We start from the raw sequence: 18,867 nt of genomic DNA, 5'->3' as shown, positions 1-18,867 counted from the left end.
TCGTGCTACTCGGCCGAGGGCGCCTCACCCTCGTCCGTGCCGGTGGCCTGAGCGGCCTCGGCGGCGATGTCGTCGGCATCCTCGCCGTCGACCTCCTCCGCCTCGCGCCCCGCCTCGGCGTTACGTGCGATACCCACCACGGCATCGCGCTTGCCCAGGTTGATCAGTTGGACGCCCATGGTGTCACGGCCCGTCTCCCTGACCTCGTTGACTCGCGTGCGAATCACACCACCGGACAAAGTGATCGCGAGGATCTCGTCGGTCTCCTCCACGACCAGCGCCCCGACGAGCGAACCGCGGTCCTCCACGATCTTGGCGGCCTTGATGCCGAGGCCGCCGCGGCCCTGGACGCGGTACTCGTCGACGAGGGTCCGCTTCGCGTACCCGCCGTCGGTGGCAGTGAACACGAACGTACCGGGTCGCACCACATTCATCGAGAGAAGCTCGTCGCCCTCGCGGAAACTCATCCCCTTGACGCCGGAGGTGGCGCGGCCCATCGGGCGAAGGGACTCGTCAGTGGCGGTGAACCGGATCGACTGCGCCTTCCTGCTGATCAGCAGCAGGTCGTCGTCGGCGGAGACCAGCTCGGCGCCGATCAGCTCGTCGTCGCTGCCGTCCTCCCGCTCCCGCAGATTGATCGCGATCACGCCGCCGGAGCGGGGCGAATCGTAATCCTTCAGAGGCGTCTTCTTGACCAGGCCGGACTTGGTGGCCAGCACCAGGTACGGCGCCGCCTCGTAGTCCCGGATGGCGAGGATCTCGGCGATCGCCTCGTCCGGCTGGAAGGCCAGCAGGTTCGCCACGTGCTGGCCGCGCGCCTCCCGGCCCGCCTCGGGCAGCTCGTACGCCTTCGCCCGGTACACCCGGCCCTTGTTGGTGAAGAACAGCAGCCAGTGGTGCGTGGTGGAGACGAAGAAGTGGTCGACGATGTCGTCTTCCTTCAGCTTCGTGCCCCGCACGCCCTTGCCGCCGCGCTTCTGCGCCCGGTAGTCGTCCGTCTTGGTCCGCTTGACGTAACCGCCGCGCGTGACGGTGACGACGATGTCCTCCTCGGCGATCAGGTCCTCGATGGACATGTCGCCCTCGTACGGGATCAGCTTGGTCTTGCGGTCGTCGCCGTACTTCTCGACGATCGCGGCCAGCTCCTCGCTGACGATGCCGCGCTGGCGCACCGGGGAGGCCAGGATCTCGTTGTACTCGTTGATCTTCGCCTGGAGCTCGTCGTGCTCCTGGACGATCTTCTGCCGCTCCAGGGCCGCCAGGCGCCGCAGCTGCATCTCCAGGATCGCGTTCGCCTGGATCTCGTCGATCTCCAGCAGGCCCATCAGGCCGGTGCGCGCGACGTCGACGGTGTCGCTGCGCCGGATCAGCGCGATGACCTCGTCGATCGCGTCCAGCGCCTTCAGCAGACCGCGCAGGATGTGCGCGCGCTCCTCCGCCTTGCGCAGCCGGAACCGGGTCCGGCGCACGATGACCTCGATCTGGTGCGTCACCCAGTGCCGGATGAACGCGTCCAGGGACAGCGTGCGCGGCACGCCGTCGACCAGCGCCAGCATGTTGGCGCCGAAGTTCGTCTGCAGGTCGGTGTGCTTGTACAGGTTGTTCAGCACGACCTTGGCGACCGCGTCCCGCTTCAGGACGATCACCAGTCGCTGGCCGGTACGGGACGACGTCTCGTCGCGGACGTCCGCGATGCCGCCGATCTTGCCGTCCTTCACCAGGTCGGCGATCTTCTGCGCCAGGTTGTCCGGGTTCACCTGGTACGGCAGCTCGGTCACCACCAGGCACTGCCGGCCCTGGATCTCCTCGACCTCGACCACCGCGCGCATCGTGATCGAGCCGCGCCCGGTGCGGTACGCCTCCTCGATGCCCTTGCGGCCCACCACCAGGGCGCCGGTCGGGAAGTCGGGGCCCTTGATGCGCTCCATGAGCGCGTCCAGCAGCTCCTCGTGCGAGGCGTCGGGGTTCTCCAGGTACCACTGGGCGCCGGCCGCGACCTCGCGCAGGTTGTGCGGCGGGATGTTGGTCGCCATGCCGACCGCGATGCCGGCCGAGCCGTTGATCAGCAGGTTCGGGAAGCGGGCGGGCAGGACGGTCGGCTCCTGGGAGCGGCCGTCGTAGTTGTCCGTGAAGTCGACGGTCTCCTCGTCGATGTCGCGGACCATCTCCATCGACAGCGGCGCGAGCTTGCACTCGGTGTACCGCATGGCCGCCGCCGGGTCGTTGCCCGGCGAGCCGAAGTTGCCGTTGGAGTCCACCAGCGGCATCCGCATCGACCACGGCTGGGCGAGGCGCACCAGGGCGTCGTAGATGGAGGAGTCGCCGTGCGGGTGGTAGTTGCCCATGACATCGCCGACGACACGGGCGCACTTGTAGAAGCCGCGCTCGGGGCGGTAGCCGCCGTCGTACATCGCGTAGAGCACGCGCCGGTGGACGGGCTTGAGGCCGTCCCGGACGTCGGGCAGCGCACGGGACACGATGACGGACATCGCGTAGTCCAGGTACGAGCGCTGCATCTCGGTCTCGAGCCCGACGGGCTCGACACGCATGGCGAGTTCGCCGCCCTCTTCGGGGGTGACTGGAGTGTTCTCGTCGGCCATTGCTGGTGAAGATCCTTCCCTGTGCGGTCAGCTGAGACCGACTCAGATGTCGAGGAAGCGGACGTCCTTGGCGTTGCGCTGGATGAACTGGCGGCGTGCCTCGACGTCCTCGCCCATCAGTACCGAGAAGAGGTCGTCGGCCTGGGCGGCGTCGTCCAGGGTGACCTGGCCGAGCACGCGGTGCTCCTGGTCCATGGTGGTCACGCGCAGTTCCTCGGCGTTCATCTCGCCGAGACCCTTGAAGCGCTGGATGGAGTCCTCGCGGACGCGCTTGCCGCGCTGGCGCCCCATCTCGATCAGCGCGTCGCGCTCGCGGTCCGAGTACGCGTACTCGACGTCGTCCCGGCCCCACTTGATCTTGTAGAGCGGCGGACGGGAGAGGTACACGTGCCCGGCCTCGACCAGCGGCCGCATGAAGCGGAACAGGAAGGTCAGCAGCAGGGTGCTGATGTGCTGGCCGTCGACGTCGGCGTCCGCCATCAAGATGATCTTGTGATAGCGGAGCTTCTCGATGTCGAAGTCCTCGTGCACACCGGTGCCGAAGGCGGAGATCAGCGCCTGGATCTCCTGGTTCTGCAGGATCTTGTCGATCCGGGCCTTCTCGACGTTGAGGATCTTGCCGCGGATCGGGAGGATCGCCTGGTACTGCGGGTTGCGGCCGGACTTGGCCGAGCCGCCGGCGGAGTCGCCCTCGACGATGAAGATCTCGCACTTGGTGGGGTCGTTCGACTGGCAGTCGGACAGCTTGCCCGGCAGGGACGCCGACTCCAGCAGGCCCTTGCGGCGGGTGAGGTCGCGGGCCTTGCGGGCGGCGACCCGCGCGGTGGCGGCCTGGATGCCCTTGCGGATGATGTCCGCGGCCTCGTTCGGGTTGCGGTCCAGCCAGTCGTTCAGGTGCTCGTAGACCGCCTTCTGCACGAAGGTCTTGGCCTCCGTGTTGCCCAGCTTGGTCTTGGTCTGGCCCTCGAACTGCGGCTCGCTGAGCTTGACCGAGATGATCGCGGTCAGACCCTCGCGGATGTCGTCGCCGGTGAGGTTGTCGTCCTTCTCCCGCAGCAGCTTCTTGTCGCGCGCGTACTTGTTGATCAGCGACGTCAGCGCGGCGCGGAAGCCCTCCTCGTGGGTGCCGCCCTCATGCGTGTGGATGATGTTGGCGAAGGAGTACACGCCCTCGCTGTAGCCGCTGTTCCACTGCATCGCGACCTCGAGGGACAGGCTCTTGTCCTTGTCCTCCGCCTCCAGGTCGATGATGGTGGGGTGCACCACCTCTCCCTTGCGGGAGTTGAGGTACTTCACGAAGTCGACGATGCCGCCCTCGTAGTGGTACGTGACCGACTTGACCTCGGCCTTCTCGTCCGCGCCCGCCTCGTCCGCGCCGCTGGTGGCCTTCGCCGACTCGCGCTCGTCGGTGAGCCTGATGTTCAGGCCCTTGTTGAGGAAGGCCATCTCCTGGAAGCGCCGGGACAGCGTCTCGAAGGAGTACTCGGTGGTCTCGAAGATCTCCGGGTCGGCCCAGAAGGTGACCGACGTACCGGTCTCCTCGGTGGCCTCGTGCCGGGCCAGCGGGGCGGTGGGCACGCCCATCTTGTAGTCCTGCGTCCACCGGTACCCGTCGGTCTTGACCTCGACGGAGACCTTGCCGGACAGGGCGTTCACGACGGATACGCCGACGCCGTGCAGACCGCCGGAGACGGCGTAGCCGCCGCCGCCGAACTTGCCGCCCGCGTGCAGCACGGTCAGCACGACCTCCAGGGCCGGCTTGCCCTCGGAGGGCACGATGCCGACCGGGATGCCGCGGCCGTTGTCGACGACACGGACGCCGCCGTCGGCGAGGATCGTCACGTCGATGAAGGTCGCGTAACCCGCCAGCGCCTCGTCGACCGAGTTGTCGACGACCTCGTACACCAGGTGGTGCAGTCCGCGCTCGCCCGTGGAGCCGATGTACATGCCGGGCCGCTTGCGGACCGCGTCCAGCCCTTCGAGCACGGTAATGGCGCTGGCGTCGTACGAGGCCGCCGGGGCCTCGGCGTGCACGCCGGCGTCGGTGGACGGGATGTTCTCGTTGGGGTTGCCGGAATCGGCCACGAAGCGCCCTTTCTGGCACTGGCACAGCACGAGCCGGGCTCCTGGGGGCACCCCCTGCGGGGGGAAGGCTGCCGGAGCGGCTGCGGCATGTTGCGTTGGTAAGCCTTGATCAGCGTTGCTCAGCTTTTCCCGGGCGGTCCCCACGTTGGGGCGGGATTGTCTTCCAGTCTACCGGTAGCGCTGACATCGATGGGGGTTTGCCGGTACCTGAGTCCCCATGTGCCGCCCTGAACCGGTCTCGGGCGGGTACCGATATGCGGAAGGGGGCTCCAAGAGCCTCACAGCGGCACTCAGAGCTTCGAGCCGTCAACCCTTGGCTACTCCGGGGTCGGTACGCCTCCCGGCCCCCTGCGCGCCAGGGTGCGCGAGGGGCGAAACCGCAGGACAGAGGGGGAGGGCGAGGCGCCGGCACGTGAGGTACGTCACCCGTAGGTGTCGCCCGGACCCGTGCTTCCCGGCGCCCGCAGCGGGCCGTAGCGGCGGACCGGGCCGCCGGGGCCGAGCACCTTGATCAGCCGGACCGTGCCATGGCCGAGATCCTCGTTGAGCCGCGCGACCAGGGCCGGCGCGAGCAGCCGCAGCTGGGTCGCCCAGGCCGTGGAGTCGCAGGCCACCACGAGCACCCGCTCGTCCTCGTCGTAGCGCTGCGGCACACAGTGCTTGGCCAGGTCCTCGCCGACGATCTGCGGCCAGCGGCCCATCACCCCGCCCACGGCCGCCGGGGTCTCCCAGCCGCGTTCGGTGATCAGCCGGTTGATCGCCGAACCGAGCGCCATCGGGTCGCGGCCGTCGGCCCGCGCCCCGGAGCGCAGCCCGCCGCCCCGCCGGGCCTGCTTCTTCTGCCGGGCCGCGTCGCCGCGCGCGCGGGCCTGCTCCTTCGCCGCGCGCAGCGCCACGCGCGCGAGGTCCACACCGGAGGGCCCGGCGTTCTTCGCGGGGATGTCCTGCTCGCCGCTCATACGGGTTCCACCGTCCCGCCGGAGACCGCGTACCGCGCCCCGGCCAGCACCTGGGGGACGTCGTCGGCCACGGCGGCGGTGACCAGCACCTGCTCGCCGGGCGCCACCAGCTCGGCCAGCCGCTCGCGGCGGCGCGCGTCCAGCTCGGCGAAGACGTCGTCCAGGACGAGGACGGGCTCGTTGCCCTCGGTGCGCAGCAGCTCGTACGAGGCGAGGCGCAGGGCGAGGGCGTACGACCAGGACTCGCCGTGCGAGGCGTACCCCTTGGCGGGCAGCCGGCCGAGTTTCAGCACCAGATCGTCGCGGTGCGGGCCCACGAGGGTGACGCCCCGCTCGATCTCCTGCTTGCGCGCCTCGGCCAGGGCGGCCAGCAGCTGCGCGTACAGGTCCTCGCGGCTTTGGGCCTCGCCGGGCGCGGACGGCTTGTACTCCAGCGCGAGCGGGCCGCCGCCGGGGGCCAGTTGCTCGTACGCCTTGTCGGCCAGCGGACGCAGCGCGGCGATCAGGTCGAGCCGCTGGGCGAGCAGCTCGGCACCGGCGCGCGCGAGGTGCTGGTCCCAGATGTCGAGGGTGGACAGGTCCATGGACCGGCCGCCGTGCCTGCGCGCGAGGGCCGCGGTCTTCAGGAGCGTGTTGCGCTGCTTGAGCACCCGCTCGTAGTCGGAGCGCACCCCGGCCATCCGCGGGGACCGCGCGGTGATCAGCTCGTCCAGGAACCGGCGCCGCTCTCCGGGGTCCCCCTTCACCAGGGCGAGGTCCTCGGGCGCGAACAGCACGGTCCGTACGATGCCCAGCACGTCACGGGGTCTGCCCTGCGGGGACCGGTTGACGCGGGCGCGGTTGGCGCGGCCGGGGTTCAGCTCCAGCTCGATCAGCTGCTGCCGGTCGCCCTGGCGGACCTGCGCCCGGATGACGGCGCGCTCGGCGCCCATGCGCACCAGCGGCGCGTCGGTGGCGACCCGGTGGCTGCCCAGGGTCGCCAGGTAGCCGACCGCCTCCACCAGGTTGGTCTTGCCCTGGCCGTTGGGCCCGACGAAGGCCGTGACGCCCTGCCCGAGCGGCACCTCGGCCCGCGCGTACGAGCGGAAGTCGGCCAGCGAGAGATGCGTGACGTGCATGGTCGGTGCGCCGACCTCCTTCCGCGCGACGTACGAGCCGATGAGGCGTACGGGCTGACGAACGGGCTGTGGATCGCCGGGCGACCCTGTGGACTACTTCTTCTCTACGGCGTGGCCGCCGAACTGGTTGCGCAGCGCGGCGATCATCTTCATCTGCGGCGAGTCCTCCTGGCGGGAGGCGAACCGGGCGAACAGCGACGCGGTGATCGCGGGCAGCGGCACCGCGTTGTCGATCGCGGCCTCCACCGTCCAGCGTCCCTCGCCGGAGTCCTGTGCGTAACCGCGCAGGCCGTCCAGGTGCTCGTCCTCGTCCAGGGCGTTGACCGCGAGGTCGAGCAGCCAGGAGCGGATGACGGTGCCCTCCTGCCAGGAGCGGAAGACCTCACGGACGTCCGTGACGGAGTCGACCTTCTCCAGCAGCTCCCAGCCCTCGGCGTAGGCCTGCATCATGGCGTACTCGATGCCGTTGTGGACCATCTTCGCGAAATGGCCCGCGCCGACCTTGCCGGCGTGCACCGCGCCGAAGTCGCCCTCCGGCTTGAGCGCGTCGAAGACGGGCTGCACCCGCGCGACGTGCTCGGCGTCGCCGCCGTACATCAGCGCGTACCCGTTCTCCAGGCCCCAGACGCCGCCGGAGACACCGCAGTCCACGAAGCCTATGCCCTTGGCGGCCAGCTCCCCGGCGTGCTTCTCGTCGTCCGTCCAGCGGGAGTTGCCGCCGTCCACGACGACGTCGCCGGGCTCCAGCAGCTCGGCGAGCCGGTCGACGGTGGACTGGGTGGCCTCGCCCGCCGGGACCATCACCCACACCACCCGCGGAGCGCTGAGCTTGTCCACGAGTTCTTCCAGGCTGTGGACATCCGCGACGTCGGGGTTGCGGTCGTATCCGACGACGGTGTGGCCCGCGCGGCGGATCCGCTCGCGCATGTTGCCGCCCATCTTGCCGAGGCCGACGAGACCGAGCTCCATCTGTTGTGTTCCTTAGGGTCGCTGCTGGCGTCTGGGGCACGAGAGTGCCGCCCCGAGCCTAAACGGCCCCGTTCACGCACAGTTGTGGGCTCCGGCGCTCATCCGGCGGGGTGCCGGGCGCCCTCGGGGACGCCCGGCTCCGTGCACACCTGTGGACGGCGGCCGGCAGCGGTCAGCCGCTGAGCCGCACCGGCATGATCAGGTACTTGTAGGCCTCGTCGGCCTCCGCGTCCAGCGCCGGCTTGCCGCTGAGCAGCGCGGGCTTGGTGGACGTGGTGAACGACAGCTGCGCGACCGGCGAGTCGATCGCGCTCAGGCCGTCCAGCAGGAAGGTCGGGTTGAAGGCGATCGAGATGTCGTCGCCCTCCAGCTGCGCGTCGACCCGCTCCACAGCCTGTGCGTCGTCGCTGGAACCGGCCTCCAGGATCAGCACACCCTGCTCGAAACTCAGCCGCACCGGGGTGTTGCGCTCGGCCACCAGCGCCACACGCTTGACGGCCTCCACGAACGGCGCCGTCTCGATCACCGCGACCGAGTTGAACTCCGTCGGGAACAGCGTCCGGTACTTGGGCAGGTCGCCTTCCAGCAGGCGGGTGGTCGTACGCCGCCCCGCGCCCTCGAAGCCGATGAGGCCCTCGCCCGCGCCGGAGCCCGACAGGGCCAGCGTCACGCTGTCCCCGGCGCCGAGCGACTTCGCGGTGTCCAGCAGCGTCTTGGCGGGCACCAGGGCGACCGCGGAGGCCTCCGGGTTCTCCGGCTTCCACAGGAACTCGCGGACCGCGAACCGGTAGCGGTCGGTGGACGCCAGGGTCACCGTGTCGCCCTCGATCTCGATGCGGACACCGGTGAGCACGGGCAGCGTGTCGTCACGGCCGGCGGCGATGGCCACCTGGGACACGGCGGCGGCGAAGACCTCGCCGGGCACGGTGCCGGTCGCGTTCGGCATCTGCGGCAGCGCCGGGTACTCCTCCACCGGGAGGGTGTGCAGCGTGAAGCGGGACGATCCACAGACCACGGTCGCCCGTACACCGTCTGTGGAAATCTCCACCGGGCGGTTGGGCAGCGCACGGGAGATGTCGGCGAGCAGCCGGCCGGAGACCAGGACGGTGCCCTCTTCCTCGACCTCGGCGTCGACGCTCACCCGCGCGGAGACCTCGTAGTCGAAGCTCGACAGGCTCAGCTGGCCGTCCTCGGCCTTCAGCAGCAGGCCGGCGAGCACAGGCGCCGGCGGACGGGCAGGCAGGCTGCGTGCCGCCCAGGCCACTGCCTCCGCCAGTACGTCGCGTTCCACCCGGATCTTCACCGTAAGCCGCCTCCTGCTGTTGCTTCTGAGTCCTCCGACTCGGTGTCACCGCCCACTGCGAAGGGAAGGACACCGGGGACCAGTCTGACGCACCGCACTGACAGTAGGTGCCCGTCGGGGTCAAGTCGGGCCGGGCGGCAGCCGGGCTCGAAACAGCGAGTTGTGCACAGCCCCCGCTTCAAAGCGATTGCCGAACTCTCTCTAGTCGGGAGTAGTAGTAGGGCCTGTGGATACCGTGGATAACCACGTTTGCCCAGCTCAGCGCAGGTTTTTTGTCCACCGGGCCTGTGGGTGGAGGCGGTGGACAACTGCGGGTGTCTGTGGAGAACGGAAAGTTCTGCACACCTCGCCCACAGGACGAGGGCAGTTCTCCCCAGCTGTGTCCCCAGGAATACCCGGGTTTCCCACACCCCAACCCGGCACCTTTGTGTGACGCCTTTCACTCGACGCGGTGAGAGGGTGCGTCGCATTGCCGAACAGTGGACAGCCATGTGGAGAAGCCACGCCACACTGGGGACAACCGCCCCCAGCCTGTGGGTTGCCGGTGGACAACTTCATGCACACCCTGTGGACGATCTCTCCGTCCACAGCCTGTGGATCACCGTCGTCCACGATTCCACAGCCATCTGAGCTGCACCGACGCGATCTCTCCGCCTTCCCTGTGGACACGCCTCGGGACAACTTCACCATCCCCACCGTGTGGAAGAAAGAAAGTCCCCGAATCTGTGGAGGGAGGCCGTAACCCGCCGAGAAATCGAACAGCCGGCGACGACCGCGGATGACCGCGGTGGCGAGCGGACCGCCGCTCCGGGCTGTCAGGAGGCTGCTCTCCGGCCGTTCTGAGTACGGAAACCGAGGAGAGCGACGGTGCCGACGGTCCCGATGGCGGCGGCGTTGGGGTGGCTCGCGTACGTGCTCCAGGAACTCCGCCTCGGAGCAGACCGGTCCGCCCGCCATCAGCGCGTCCTGCGCGGGCGACCTCGGAGCCGACGGCGACGGCATCAGCCGGGACCAGCCGGCGGTCTCCTGGGGCCCGGACTCCGTCGGGCGGTGGTCCGGGCGGGGGTGGAAGGTGACGACGGACCCGGTGACCGGCCCCGGTCACCGGCGAAGGCCGCCTTGTCACCGACGGCGGATACGTCCGGCACGATGGCATCTGGGAAAGAGGCGACAGGGGCCTCTACTGACGACAGGGGCCTCTACTGACGACAGGGGCCTCTACTGGCGGTTCCCGATGGTCGCGCGCCGCAGAGGCTCCCCTCCCACGGGGGCGGGCATCCAGCCAGCGCCGGTAAGCGTCCCGCTCCCGGCCGGCCCCATGGGTGTCGGTCCGCTCGGAAGCCGGCGGCAAGCTACCCGTTCTTGATCCGGTTCGTCAGCTCCGTCACCTGGTTGTAGATCGACCGCCGCTCGGCCATCAGCGCCCGGATCTTCCGGTCGGCGTGCATGACCGTCGTATGGTCCCGCCCCCCGAACTGCGCGCCGATCTTCGGCAGCGACAGATCCGTGAGCTCCCGGCACAGATACATCGCGATCTGCCGGGCCGTCACCAGCGCCCGCCCCCGCGACGTCCCGCACAGATCCTCGACGGTCAGCCCGAAGTAGTCCGCGGTCGCCGCCATGATCGCCGTCGCCGTGATCTCCGGAGCGGAGTCCTCCCCGCCCGGAATCAGGTCCTTGAGCACGATCTCGGTGAGCCCCAGGTCCACCGGCTGCCGGTTGAGCGAGGCGAACGCCGTCACCCGGATCAGCGCGCCCTCCAGCTCACGGATGTTCCGCGAGATCCGGGACGCGATGAACTCGAGCACCTCCGGCGGCGCGTTGAGCTGCTCCTGCACCGCCTTCTTGCGCAGGATCGCGATCCGCGTCTCCAGCTCGGGCGGCTGGACGTCGGTGATCAGGCCCCACTCGAAGCGGTTGCGCAGCCGGTCCTCCAGCGTGACCAGCTGCTTGGGCGGCCGGTCGCTGGAGAGCACGATCTGCTTGTTGGCGTTGTGGAGCGTGTTGAAGGTGTGGAAGAACTCCTCCTGCGTCGACTCCTTGTCCGCGAGGAACTGGATGTCGTCGACGAGCAGGATGTCCATCTCGCGGTAGCGCTTGCGGAAACTGTCGCCCTTGCCGTCGCGGATGGAGTTGATGAACTCGTTGGTGAACTCCTCCGAGCTGACGTACCGCACCCGCGTGCCCGGATAGAGACTGCGCGCGTAGTGCCCGATGGCGTGCAGCAGGTGGGTCTTGCCGAGCCCCGACTCCCCATAGATGAACAGGGGGTTGTACGCCTTCGCCGGTGCCTCCGCGACCGCCACCGCGGCCGCGTGCGCGAACCGGTTGGACGCACCGATGACGAAGGTGTCGAAGAGGTACTTCGGGTTCAGCCGCGCCGTCGGCTCGCCGGGGCCGCCCGCGGGCGACGGCTTGGCGGCCATCGGCCCGGACGCCCCCGCGGAGGAGCCGTCCGGCCGCCCGGTCCCGCCCCGGTGCGCGGGCCCGCCGCCCATCGGCTGCTCGGGCAGCTCGCGGCGGACGGGATCGCGCTGGTCGTACTCGGTGCGCGAGGACCCGTAGTCGGAGCGGTCGTAGTCCGGCCGTTCGTACTCGGCGCGCGGCTTGTCGTAGTCCGGGCGCGACGGCTCGTACTCCTGGCGCTCGCCCCGCTCCCCGCGCTCGCGCGGGCCGTCGTACTCACCGCGCTGCTGCTCGTAGGAGGGGCGGTCCCGGTAGTCGTGGACCGGCGGCCCGTAGGGGTCCTGCGGGTGGGAGCGGGAGGACGGCGAGGCGTACGGGTCACGCTCGGGGAAGCCGAGCCGCTGCTGCTGCCAGCCGTAGTCGTCCTGCCCGCCGCGCGGCCAGGCGCCGGGCTCCGGACGCTGGTACTCGGCGGGGTAGGCGGGGCGCGCGGTGGGCAACTGGTCGCCGCGCGAGGACGGTTCGCCGCCCGGCTGCTGCTCCGCGCGGTGGCGGCCGTAGCTCTCGTACGACGGCCCGGACGGCAGCTCAGGCTCCTCGTAGCGGGCAGGGGCGGCCGGCTGCGGCGTGCTCGGCGCCGGGGGCTCGCCCGCGGAGTCGTCGACGGTGATCGCGATGCGGATGGGGCGGCCGCACTCCCGGCTCAGCGTCTCGCTGACGATCGGCGCGAGACGGCCCTCCAGTACGCCCTTCGCGAATTCGTTCGGTACGGCGAGCAGGGCGGTGTCCGCGACCAGCGCGAGCGGCTGGCAGCGGCGGATCCAGTGTTCGTCCTTGACCTCGACACCCTGTCCGCGGCCCTCCCCGAGGAGCTGCTCCAGTACGCGTGGCCACACTGCGGCAAGATCGGCAGGTACGTCAGCCACAGGGCACGCTCTCTCACGGGGTGAATTTCGGGTGGTCGGCGGGGCAAACCCGCCGGGGCGGGGGACAAAAGAACGAATCGGGGTCCAGCCACGGTAGTCAGCGCGGCCGGTAGCATTCAAGTTGTTGTCCCCAGCCTGTGGACAGTGTCTCCCAGCGGCACTCGGTTTGACCGGATGGCGTAGCCCCGCGTACCGTAACCAGGTCGAGTTGTCGATGGCTGCTGCCGCCTGCCTCCGATGGGCACAGATCGCGTCAGGTGATCGGGAAGCGGTGCAATCGGGCGTGACGCGAGCTACTCGTGGGCGCACGGTGACAGCCAGGACGGCACCCCGCCACTACCGATTCTTTCTGGAGCCCCCGAGTGAGCAAGCGCACCTTCCAGCCGAACAACCGTCGTCGCGCGAAGACCCACGGCTTCCGGCTGCGTATGCGCACCCGTGCCGGCCGCGCGATTCTCGCGTCCCGCCGTAGCAAGGGTCGCGCCCGTCTGTCCGCCTGATCCCGGTCAGGTCATGACATCGTGCTGCCCACCGAGAACCGGCTGAGGCGGCGCGAGGACTTCGCGACCGCTGTACGACGAGGTCGCCGGGCTGGTCGCCCGACGCTCGTCGTCCACCTTCGTAGCGGTGCCACGGACCCGCACGCGCCTGGGGAGAGCGCTCCTCCGACGCGTGCGGGTTTCGTCGTCAGCAAGGCCGTGGGTGGCGCGGTCGTGCGCAACAAAGTGAAGCGCAGACTGCGTCATCTGATGCGTGACCGAGTCGCACTTTTCCCTCCCGGTAGCCTGGTAGTGGTACGAGCGCTGCCCGGAGCGGGCGACGCCGACCATGCACAGCTGGCCCAAGACCTGGATGCCGCCCTACGGCGGCTGCTGGGAGGGGGCACGCGATGAAGTACCCGCTGCTGGCTCTGATCAAGCTGTACCAGTGGACGATCAGTCCGCTGCTCGGGCCGGTGTGCAAGTACTACCCGTCGTGCTCCCATTACGGCTACACGGCCATCGACCGGCATGGTGCGATCAAGGGCACGGCACTCACCGCCTGGCGCATCCTCCGGTGCAATCCGTGGTCGCTGGGCGGCGTGGACCATGTCCCGCCGCGCAAGCGTCCGCGGTGGCACGAATTGCTGCGCGACGCCTGGCGCGCACGCCGGGGCGGGCCCTCCGCCGCCGAACCGGCCACCGAAGCGAAGCCCGAGGACTTTGTCTCCGAGCTTCCTCCGAGCCCGGCCGCAGAGACCTCGTCCCATGCCCAAGGAGCATGATTAGTGGACACGATTGCCAGCCTCTTCAGTTTCATCACCTGGCCCGTCTCCTGGGTCATCGTCCAGTTCCACACGGTGTACGGGGCGATCTTCGGACCTGACACCGGGTGGGCCTGGGGCCTGTCCATCGTGTCCCTGGTGATCCTGATCCGCATCTGCCTGATCCCGCTTTTCGTGAAGCAGATCAAGGCGACTCGCGCGATGCAGACGCTCCAGCCGGAGATGAAGAAGATCCAGGAGCGCTACAAGAACGACAAGCAGCGTCAGTCCGAAGAGATGATGAAGCTGTACAAGGAGGCGGGTACCAACCCGCTCTCCTCGTGCCTTCCCATCCTGGCGCAGTCGCCGTTCTTCTTCGCCCTGTACCACGTGCTCAACGGCATCGCGTCGGGCACCAAGATCGGTTACATCAACTCGGACCTGCTCGCCAGCGCCCGCCAGGCGCACATCTTCGGGGCCCCGCTGGCCGCGAAGTTCCTGGACGGCGCCGACACGGTGCAGAAGCTCGGCGCCTCGCTGACCGACGTCCGCGTCGTCACCGCGATCATGATCGTCCTGATGTCGGCGTCGCAGTTCTACACGCAGCGCCAGCTGATGACGAAGAACGTCGACACCACGGTGAAGACGCCGTTCATGCAGCAGCAGAAGATGCTGATGTACGTCTTCCCGATCATGTTCGCCTTCTTCGGTATCCGCTTCCCCGTCGGTGTCCTCGTCTACTGGCTGACCACCAACGTGTGGACCATGGGCCAGCAGATGTACGTCATCCGCAACAACCCGACTCCGGGCTCCAAGGCCCAGGCCGCGTACCTGGAGCGCCTGACCAAGCACGTCACGCACCACGGCAAGGTCGGCCGCCGCAGCGAGAAGGCGATCATCAAGGCGATCGTCGCCAAGGGCCGCGAGCGCAACGAGTTCGAGCGCAAGTTCATCAACGCCCTGAACAAGGCCGGCCTCGCCGCCCAGGCGGACGGCACCGTGGTCAAGAGCGTGGCGGCCGAGACCGAGGCGGGGACCGAGGACGGCGCGATCACCACCGCCGGTGCCGCCCAGCGGCGCCAGCAGCCCAAGCGCCAGAGCAAGGCCCAGCGCCAGTCCGGCGCGACCAAGCAGGCGGGCGACTCCCCGTCCCTGGAGAAGCCCGACTCCGCCGGTCAGCCCGACTCGTCGGAGAAGTCCGACGAGCCGCAGGACAGCAAGCCCGCCGCTGCCCAGCAGGCATCGAAGCCCGGCACGGGCGCCCGCAGCAAGGCCCAGAGCGGCCAGCGCAAGGGCGGTCCGCAGCGGCCCAAGTCCCCGTCCAAGAAGTAAGAAGGAGCCCAGCCCGTGACGGAAGGCACCACCTCCGCCGCTGCCGAGGGTGCAGACACCCTCTCCCGCCTGGAGCAGGAGGGTGAGATCGCGGCGGACTACCTGGAGGGTCTGCTGGACATCGCCGACCTCGACGGCGACATCGACATGGACGTCGAGGCCGACCGGGCCTCCGTGTCGATCATCAGCGACAGCGGCAGCCGGGATCTGCAGAAGCTGGTCGGCCGGGACGGCGAGGTGCTGGAGGCCCTTCAGGAGCTGACGCGTCTGGCCGTGCACCGGGAGACCGGTGACCGCAGCCGGCTGATGCTGGACATCGCCGAGTACCGGGCCACCAAGCGGGCCGAGCTGTCCGAACTGGGCGCCCAGGCCGCCGCCGACGTGAAGAGTTCCGGTGAGCCCGTGAAGCTGCGGCCCATGACCCCGTTCGAGCGCAAGGTCGTGCACGACGCGGTCAAGGCCGCCGGGCTGCGCAGCGAGTCCGAGGGCGAGGAACCGCAGCGGTTCGTCGTCGTGCTGCCCGCCTGATCGGTCCCCCTTGTTACACCGGCCCCGTCTGTTGAGCAGGCGGGGCCGAACTTTGTCAGCCTGGTAGTTCTGGTGGCCGGTGCGCGAAGCACCGGCGCTGTACGGAAGGACGGTCCCCGTGACGGAGGCAGCGGAGCTTCCCCCCGCGCCCGAGCAGGCGCGCGAAGTATTCGGCGATCGCTTCGCCGATGCCGTGCGCTACGCGGAGCTGCTCGCGGAGGCGGGCGTGCAGCGAGGTCTGATCGGCCCGCGGGAAGTGCCCCGCCTGTGGGAGCGGCACATCCTGAACTGCGCGGTGCTCTCCGAGGCCGTCCCCGAGGGAGTGACGGTCTGCGATGTGGGCTCCGGCGCCGGGCTGCCGGGCATCCCGCTGGCCCTGGTCCGCGAGGACCTCAACATCACCCTGCTGGAGCCTCTGCTGCGGCGCACCAACTTCCTCACCGAGGTCGTCGAACTGCTCGGCCTGGACCATGTCACCGTCGTGCGGGGACGCGCCGAGGAGGTCCTGGGCAAGCTGGCGCCGGTCCACGTGGTGACCGCCCGCGCCGTGGCCCCGCTGGACCGCCTGGCCACCTGGGGGATTCCGCTGCTGCGCCCGTACGGCGAGATGCTGGCTCTCAAGGGTGACACCGCCGAGGAGGAGCTGAAGGCATCGGCCACTGCGCTGAGCAAGCTCGGTGCGGTGGAGACCTCGATCCTCCATGTGGGCGAGGGCATCGTGGACCCCCTTTCCACGGTGGTCCGGGTCGAGGTCGGGGAGAGCCCCGGCGGTGTGCGCTTCGCCGCCAAGCGGGCGAAGGCTGCGCGCACGGGCCGGGCCCGCCGGCGTCGCTGAGCCGACCGGACGTACTCCACACAAGCTGCCCGCCCACGCACGACGGAGTGTCGCGGGGTCCCGGTCGCCGGTGCTGTGCATCGTTGTTTCACGTGAAACGTCGCTCACTGTTGCACGGCATCATCAGTCGCGGCCGCGCGGCCGAACCCCGCGACCGGAAACCCCTCGGTTCTCTCGGAGGAGGCTCGGGCCCCTCTGCCAAGTCGGCTCCGTCCCCCGCAGAGGGCACGGAGTTGTCCACAGAGGTGGATTTCTCCACAGAAGACCCGGCCTCACTGGTTCATGACCCCGGAGGCATGGGAGGCTCTGTTCATTGCGAGCCTGAAGTCGAGGAGAGTGAATCCTTGCGGTCCGACGCCAACATCGCGGGACCGATGACCGATCCGGTCCCCGGTCCCCGAACCGAGTCGATGGGGACGGATGTTTCACGTGAAACACCGCCCCCGATGGACGACACCCCCATCGGTCGTGCGGCCCAACTGGCCGTCGAGGCTCTCGGCCGCGCCGGCGAAGGTCTGCCGCGACCGGAGCAGACGCGGGTCATGGTGGTCGCCAACCAGAAGGGTGGCGTGGGCAAGACGACGACGACCGTCAACCTTGCCGCCTCGCTGGCTCTGCACGGTGCCCGTGTGCTGGTGATCGACCTGGACCCGCAGGGCAACGCATCCACGGCCCTCGGGATCGACCACCACGCCGAAGTTCCGTCGATCTACGACGTGTTGGTGGAGAGCAAACCGCTCGCCGAGGTCGTCCAGCCGGTACCGGACGTCGAAGGACTCTTCTGCGCCCCGGCCACCATCGATCTCGCCGGTGCGGAGATCGAGCTGGTGTCCCTGGTGGCCCGCGAAAGCCGCCTGGACCGCGCGATCCAGGCGTATGAGCAGCCGTTGGACTACATCCTCATCGACTGCCCGCCCTCGCTCGGCCTGCTGACGGTCAATGCGCTGGTCGCGGGCCAAGAGGTCCTCATCCCGATCCAGTGCGAGTACTACGCGCTGGAGGGCCTGGGCCAGCTGCTGCGCAACGTCGATCTGGTGCGGGGGCACCTCAACCCCGCCCTGCATGTATCGACCATCCTGCTCACCATGTACGACGGCCGGACGCGTCTCGCCTCCCAGGTCGCGGAAGAGGTGCGCAGCCACTTCGGCGAAGAGGTGCTGCGGACGAGCATTCCCCGCTCGGTCCGTATCTCCGAGGCGCCGAGCTACGGACAGACGGTGCTGACTTACGATCCTGGATCGAGCGGCGCCCTCTCGTATCTTGAGGCGGCCCGAGAAATCGCGCTGAGGGGCGTTGGCATCAGCTATGACGCGAGCCAGGCCCATGTCGGCGCCCAGAGCGACCCGAGCATGGTGGAGGGGATCCAGTGAGTGAGCGACGGAGGGGGTTGGGCCGAGGTCTGGGCGCGTTGATCCCTGCTGCCCCGGTCGAGAAGAACCCGGTGCCGGCCGCGTTGGGCGGCGGTGCGTCCGCCTCTCCCGCGGGCGTCCCGGTCCTGACGGCGGAGCGCGGAGTGGCCGCGGCGAAGGTGGCCACGCTGCCGTCGCCTGCCCAGGAAGACGAGGAGCGACCGGCCGGCCCGGATGCGGAGACGCCGACGCCTCCGCTGGGCGCCCACTTCGCCGAGATCCCCCTGGACGCGATCACGCCGAACCCGCGCCAGCCCCGCGAGGTCTTCGACGAGGACGCCCTGCACGAGCTGATCACCTCCATCCGGGAGGTCGGTCTGCTCCAGCCGGTCGTCGTACGGCAGCTGGGTCCCGGCCGCTACGAGCTGATCATGGGCGAGCGCCGCTGGCGCGCCTGCCGTGAGGCGGGCCTTGAGGCCATTCCGGCGATCGTCCGGGCCACGGAGGACGAGAAGCTCCTCCTGGACGCGCTGCTGGAGAACCTGCACCGCGCGCAGCTGAACCCGCTGGAAGAGGCCGCCGCCTACGACCAGTTGCTGAAGGACTTCAACTGCACGCACGACCAGCTGGCCGACCGGATCGGGCGCTCCCGCCCCCAGGTCTCCAACACCCTGCGGCTGCTGAAGCTCTCCCCGACGGTGCAGAAGAGGGTCGCCGCCGGAGTGCTCTCCGCCGGGCACGCACGGGCGCTGCTGTCCGTGGCGGACTCGGAGGAGCAGGACCGGCTGGCCCATCGGATCGTGGCCGAGGGGCTGTCGGTGCGGGCCGTCGAGGAGATCGTCACCCTCATGGGCTCCCGGCCGCAGAAGCCGCAGCGTCCCAAGGGGCCGCGAGCCGGCTCCCGGCTCTCCCCGGCGCTGAACGAGCTGGCGACCCGGCTCTCGGACCGCTTCGAGACCCGCGTGAAGGTCGACCTGGGGCAGAAGAAGGGCAAGATCACCGTGGAGTTCGCCTCCATGGAGGACCTCCAGAGGATCCTGGGCACCCTCGCCCCCGGCGAGGGCCGGGTCCTGCCGAACGATCTCCAGGGGAGCGCCGAGGACGACCAGGACGACTGATCCCTGGACGCTTCGATCCACGGGGATCATGCGACGAGCGGGCGTGTCCGGTGGGTACCGGAACACGGCCCGCTCTTTGCTGTGCGGCAGTATCGA

15 protein-coding genes are annotated in these 18,867 nt (G+C 69.5%); 8 read left to right on the top strand and 7 right to left on the bottom strand.

Annotation, left to right across the window (positions count from 1 at the left end; all coding sequences use genetic code 11):
• Positions 1 to 5: 5 nt before the first annotated feature.
• From gyrA to dnaA, 7 genes are all read right to left on the bottom strand, one after another.
• A complete protein-coding gene (gyrA, locus tag ACZ7EC_RS14330; RefSeq protein ID WP_471062388.1) occupies positions 6 to 2,600 on the bottom strand; it encodes a DNA gyrase subunit A in 2,595 nt (864 codons plus the stop codon).
• A 42-nt stretch (positions 2,601 to 2,642) separates the two neighbouring features.
• Positions 2,643 to 4,685, bottom strand: coding sequence for a DNA topoisomerase (ATP-hydrolyzing) subunit B (gene gyrB, locus ACZ7EC_RS14325; RefSeq protein WP_471062386.1), 2,043 nt, complete (start codon positions 4,683 to 4,685; stop codon positions 2,643 to 2,645).
• A gap of 422 nt (positions 4,686 to 5,107) precedes the next feature.
• Positions 5,108 to 5,644, bottom strand: a complete 537-nt coding sequence (locus ACZ7EC_RS14320; RefSeq protein ID WP_397985042.1) for a DUF721 domain-containing protein — start codon at positions 5,642 to 5,644, stop codon at positions 5,108 to 5,110.
• A complete protein-coding gene (gene recF, locus ACZ7EC_RS14315) occupies positions 5,641 to 6,762 on the bottom strand; it encodes a DNA replication/repair protein RecF (protein WP_471062384.1) in 1,122 nt (373 codons plus the stop codon). The genes ACZ7EC_RS14320 and recF overlap by 4 nt, the downstream gene beginning before the upstream one ends.
• A gap of 93 nt (positions 6,763 to 6,855) precedes the next feature.
• Positions 6,856 to 7,731: a phosphogluconate dehydrogenase (NAD(+)-dependent, decarboxylating) gene (gene gnd, locus ACZ7EC_RS14310; protein WP_471062382.1), complete on the bottom strand. Its 876-nt coding sequence runs from the start codon at positions 7,729 to 7,731 to the stop codon at positions 6,856 to 6,858.
• 172 nt (positions 7,732 to 7,903) lie between these two features.
• Complete coding sequence (gene dnaN / locus ACZ7EC_RS14305; RefSeq protein ID WP_085565623.1) at positions 7,904 to 9,034, bottom strand: DNA polymerase III subunit beta; 1,131 nt, start codon at positions 9,032 to 9,034, stop codon at positions 7,904 to 7,906.
• A gap of 1,352 nt (positions 9,035 to 10,386) precedes the next feature.
• Positions 10,387 to 12,366 (bottom strand): chromosomal replication initiator protein DnaA, encoded by a 1,980-nt coding sequence (gene dnaA / locus ACZ7EC_RS14300; RefSeq protein WP_471062380.1) that lies wholly within the window; start codon positions 12,364 to 12,366, stop codon positions 10,387 to 10,389.
• A 362-nt stretch (positions 12,367 to 12,728) separates the two neighbouring features.
• Here dnaA and rpmH point away from each other — a divergent pair, with 362 nt between their 5' ends.
• The 8 genes from rpmH to ACZ7EC_RS14260 all read left to right on the top strand — a co-directional run bounded on the left by rpmH (position 12,729) and on the right by ACZ7EC_RS14260 (position 18,771).
• Positions 12,729 to 12,866 (top strand): 50S ribosomal protein L34, encoded by a 138-nt coding sequence (gene rpmH, locus ACZ7EC_RS14295; RefSeq protein WP_003956500.1) that lies wholly within the window; start codon positions 12,729 to 12,731, stop codon positions 12,864 to 12,866.
• A gap of 21 nt (positions 12,867 to 12,887) precedes the next feature.
• Positions 12,888 to 13,259: a ribonuclease P protein component gene (gene rnpA, locus ACZ7EC_RS14290; RefSeq protein ID WP_078967093.1), complete on the top strand. Its 372-nt coding sequence runs from the start codon at positions 12,888 to 12,890 to the stop codon at positions 13,257 to 13,259.
• Positions 13,256 to 13,630: a membrane protein insertion efficiency factor YidD gene (gene yidD, locus ACZ7EC_RS14285; RefSeq protein ID WP_471062378.1), complete on the top strand. Its 375-nt coding sequence runs from the start codon at positions 13,256 to 13,258 to the stop codon at positions 13,628 to 13,630. Before rnpA ends, yidD begins: the two co-directional genes overlap by 4 nt.
• Before the next feature lie 3 nt (positions 13,631 to 13,633).
• Positions 13,634 to 14,941 carry a membrane protein insertase YidC gene (yidC, locus tag ACZ7EC_RS14280; RefSeq protein WP_471062376.1) on the top strand — a complete coding sequence of 436 codons (1,308 nt, stop codon included), beginning with the start codon at positions 13,634 to 13,636 and terminating at the stop codon, positions 14,939 to 14,941.
• Positions 14,942 to 14,956: 15 nt separating this feature from the next.
• Complete coding sequence (locus ACZ7EC_RS14275) at positions 14,957 to 15,469, top strand: protein jag (RefSeq protein WP_397985050.1); 513 nt, start codon at positions 14,957 to 14,959, stop codon at positions 15,467 to 15,469.
• Positions 15,470 to 15,587: 118 nt separating this feature from the next.
• Entirely contained in the window at positions 15,588 to 16,304 is a 717-nt protein-coding gene (gene rsmG, locus ACZ7EC_RS14270) for a 16S rRNA (guanine(527)-N(7))-methyltransferase RsmG (RefSeq protein ID WP_397985051.1), read from the top strand.
• 296 nt (positions 16,305 to 16,600) lie between these two features.
• On the top strand, positions 16,601 to 17,674 hold the full coding sequence (locus tag ACZ7EC_RS14265) for a ParA family protein (RefSeq protein WP_397987242.1): 1,074 nt from the start codon (positions 16,601 to 16,603) through the stop codon (positions 17,672 to 17,674).
• A complete protein-coding gene (locus ACZ7EC_RS14260; RefSeq protein ID WP_471062374.1) occupies positions 17,671 to 18,771 on the top strand; it encodes a ParB/RepB/Spo0J family partition protein in 1,101 nt (366 codons plus the stop codon). The genes ACZ7EC_RS14265 and ACZ7EC_RS14260 overlap by 4 nt, the downstream gene beginning before the upstream one ends.
• The last annotated feature ends 96 nt before the right edge of the window (positions 18,772 to 18,867 follow it).

This window comes from Streptomyces sp. NPDC037203 (genome assembly GCF_055605065.1).
The sequence above is the reverse complement of the archived record's forward strand: the minus strand, read 5'-3'. Positions and strand labels throughout refer to the sequence as shown.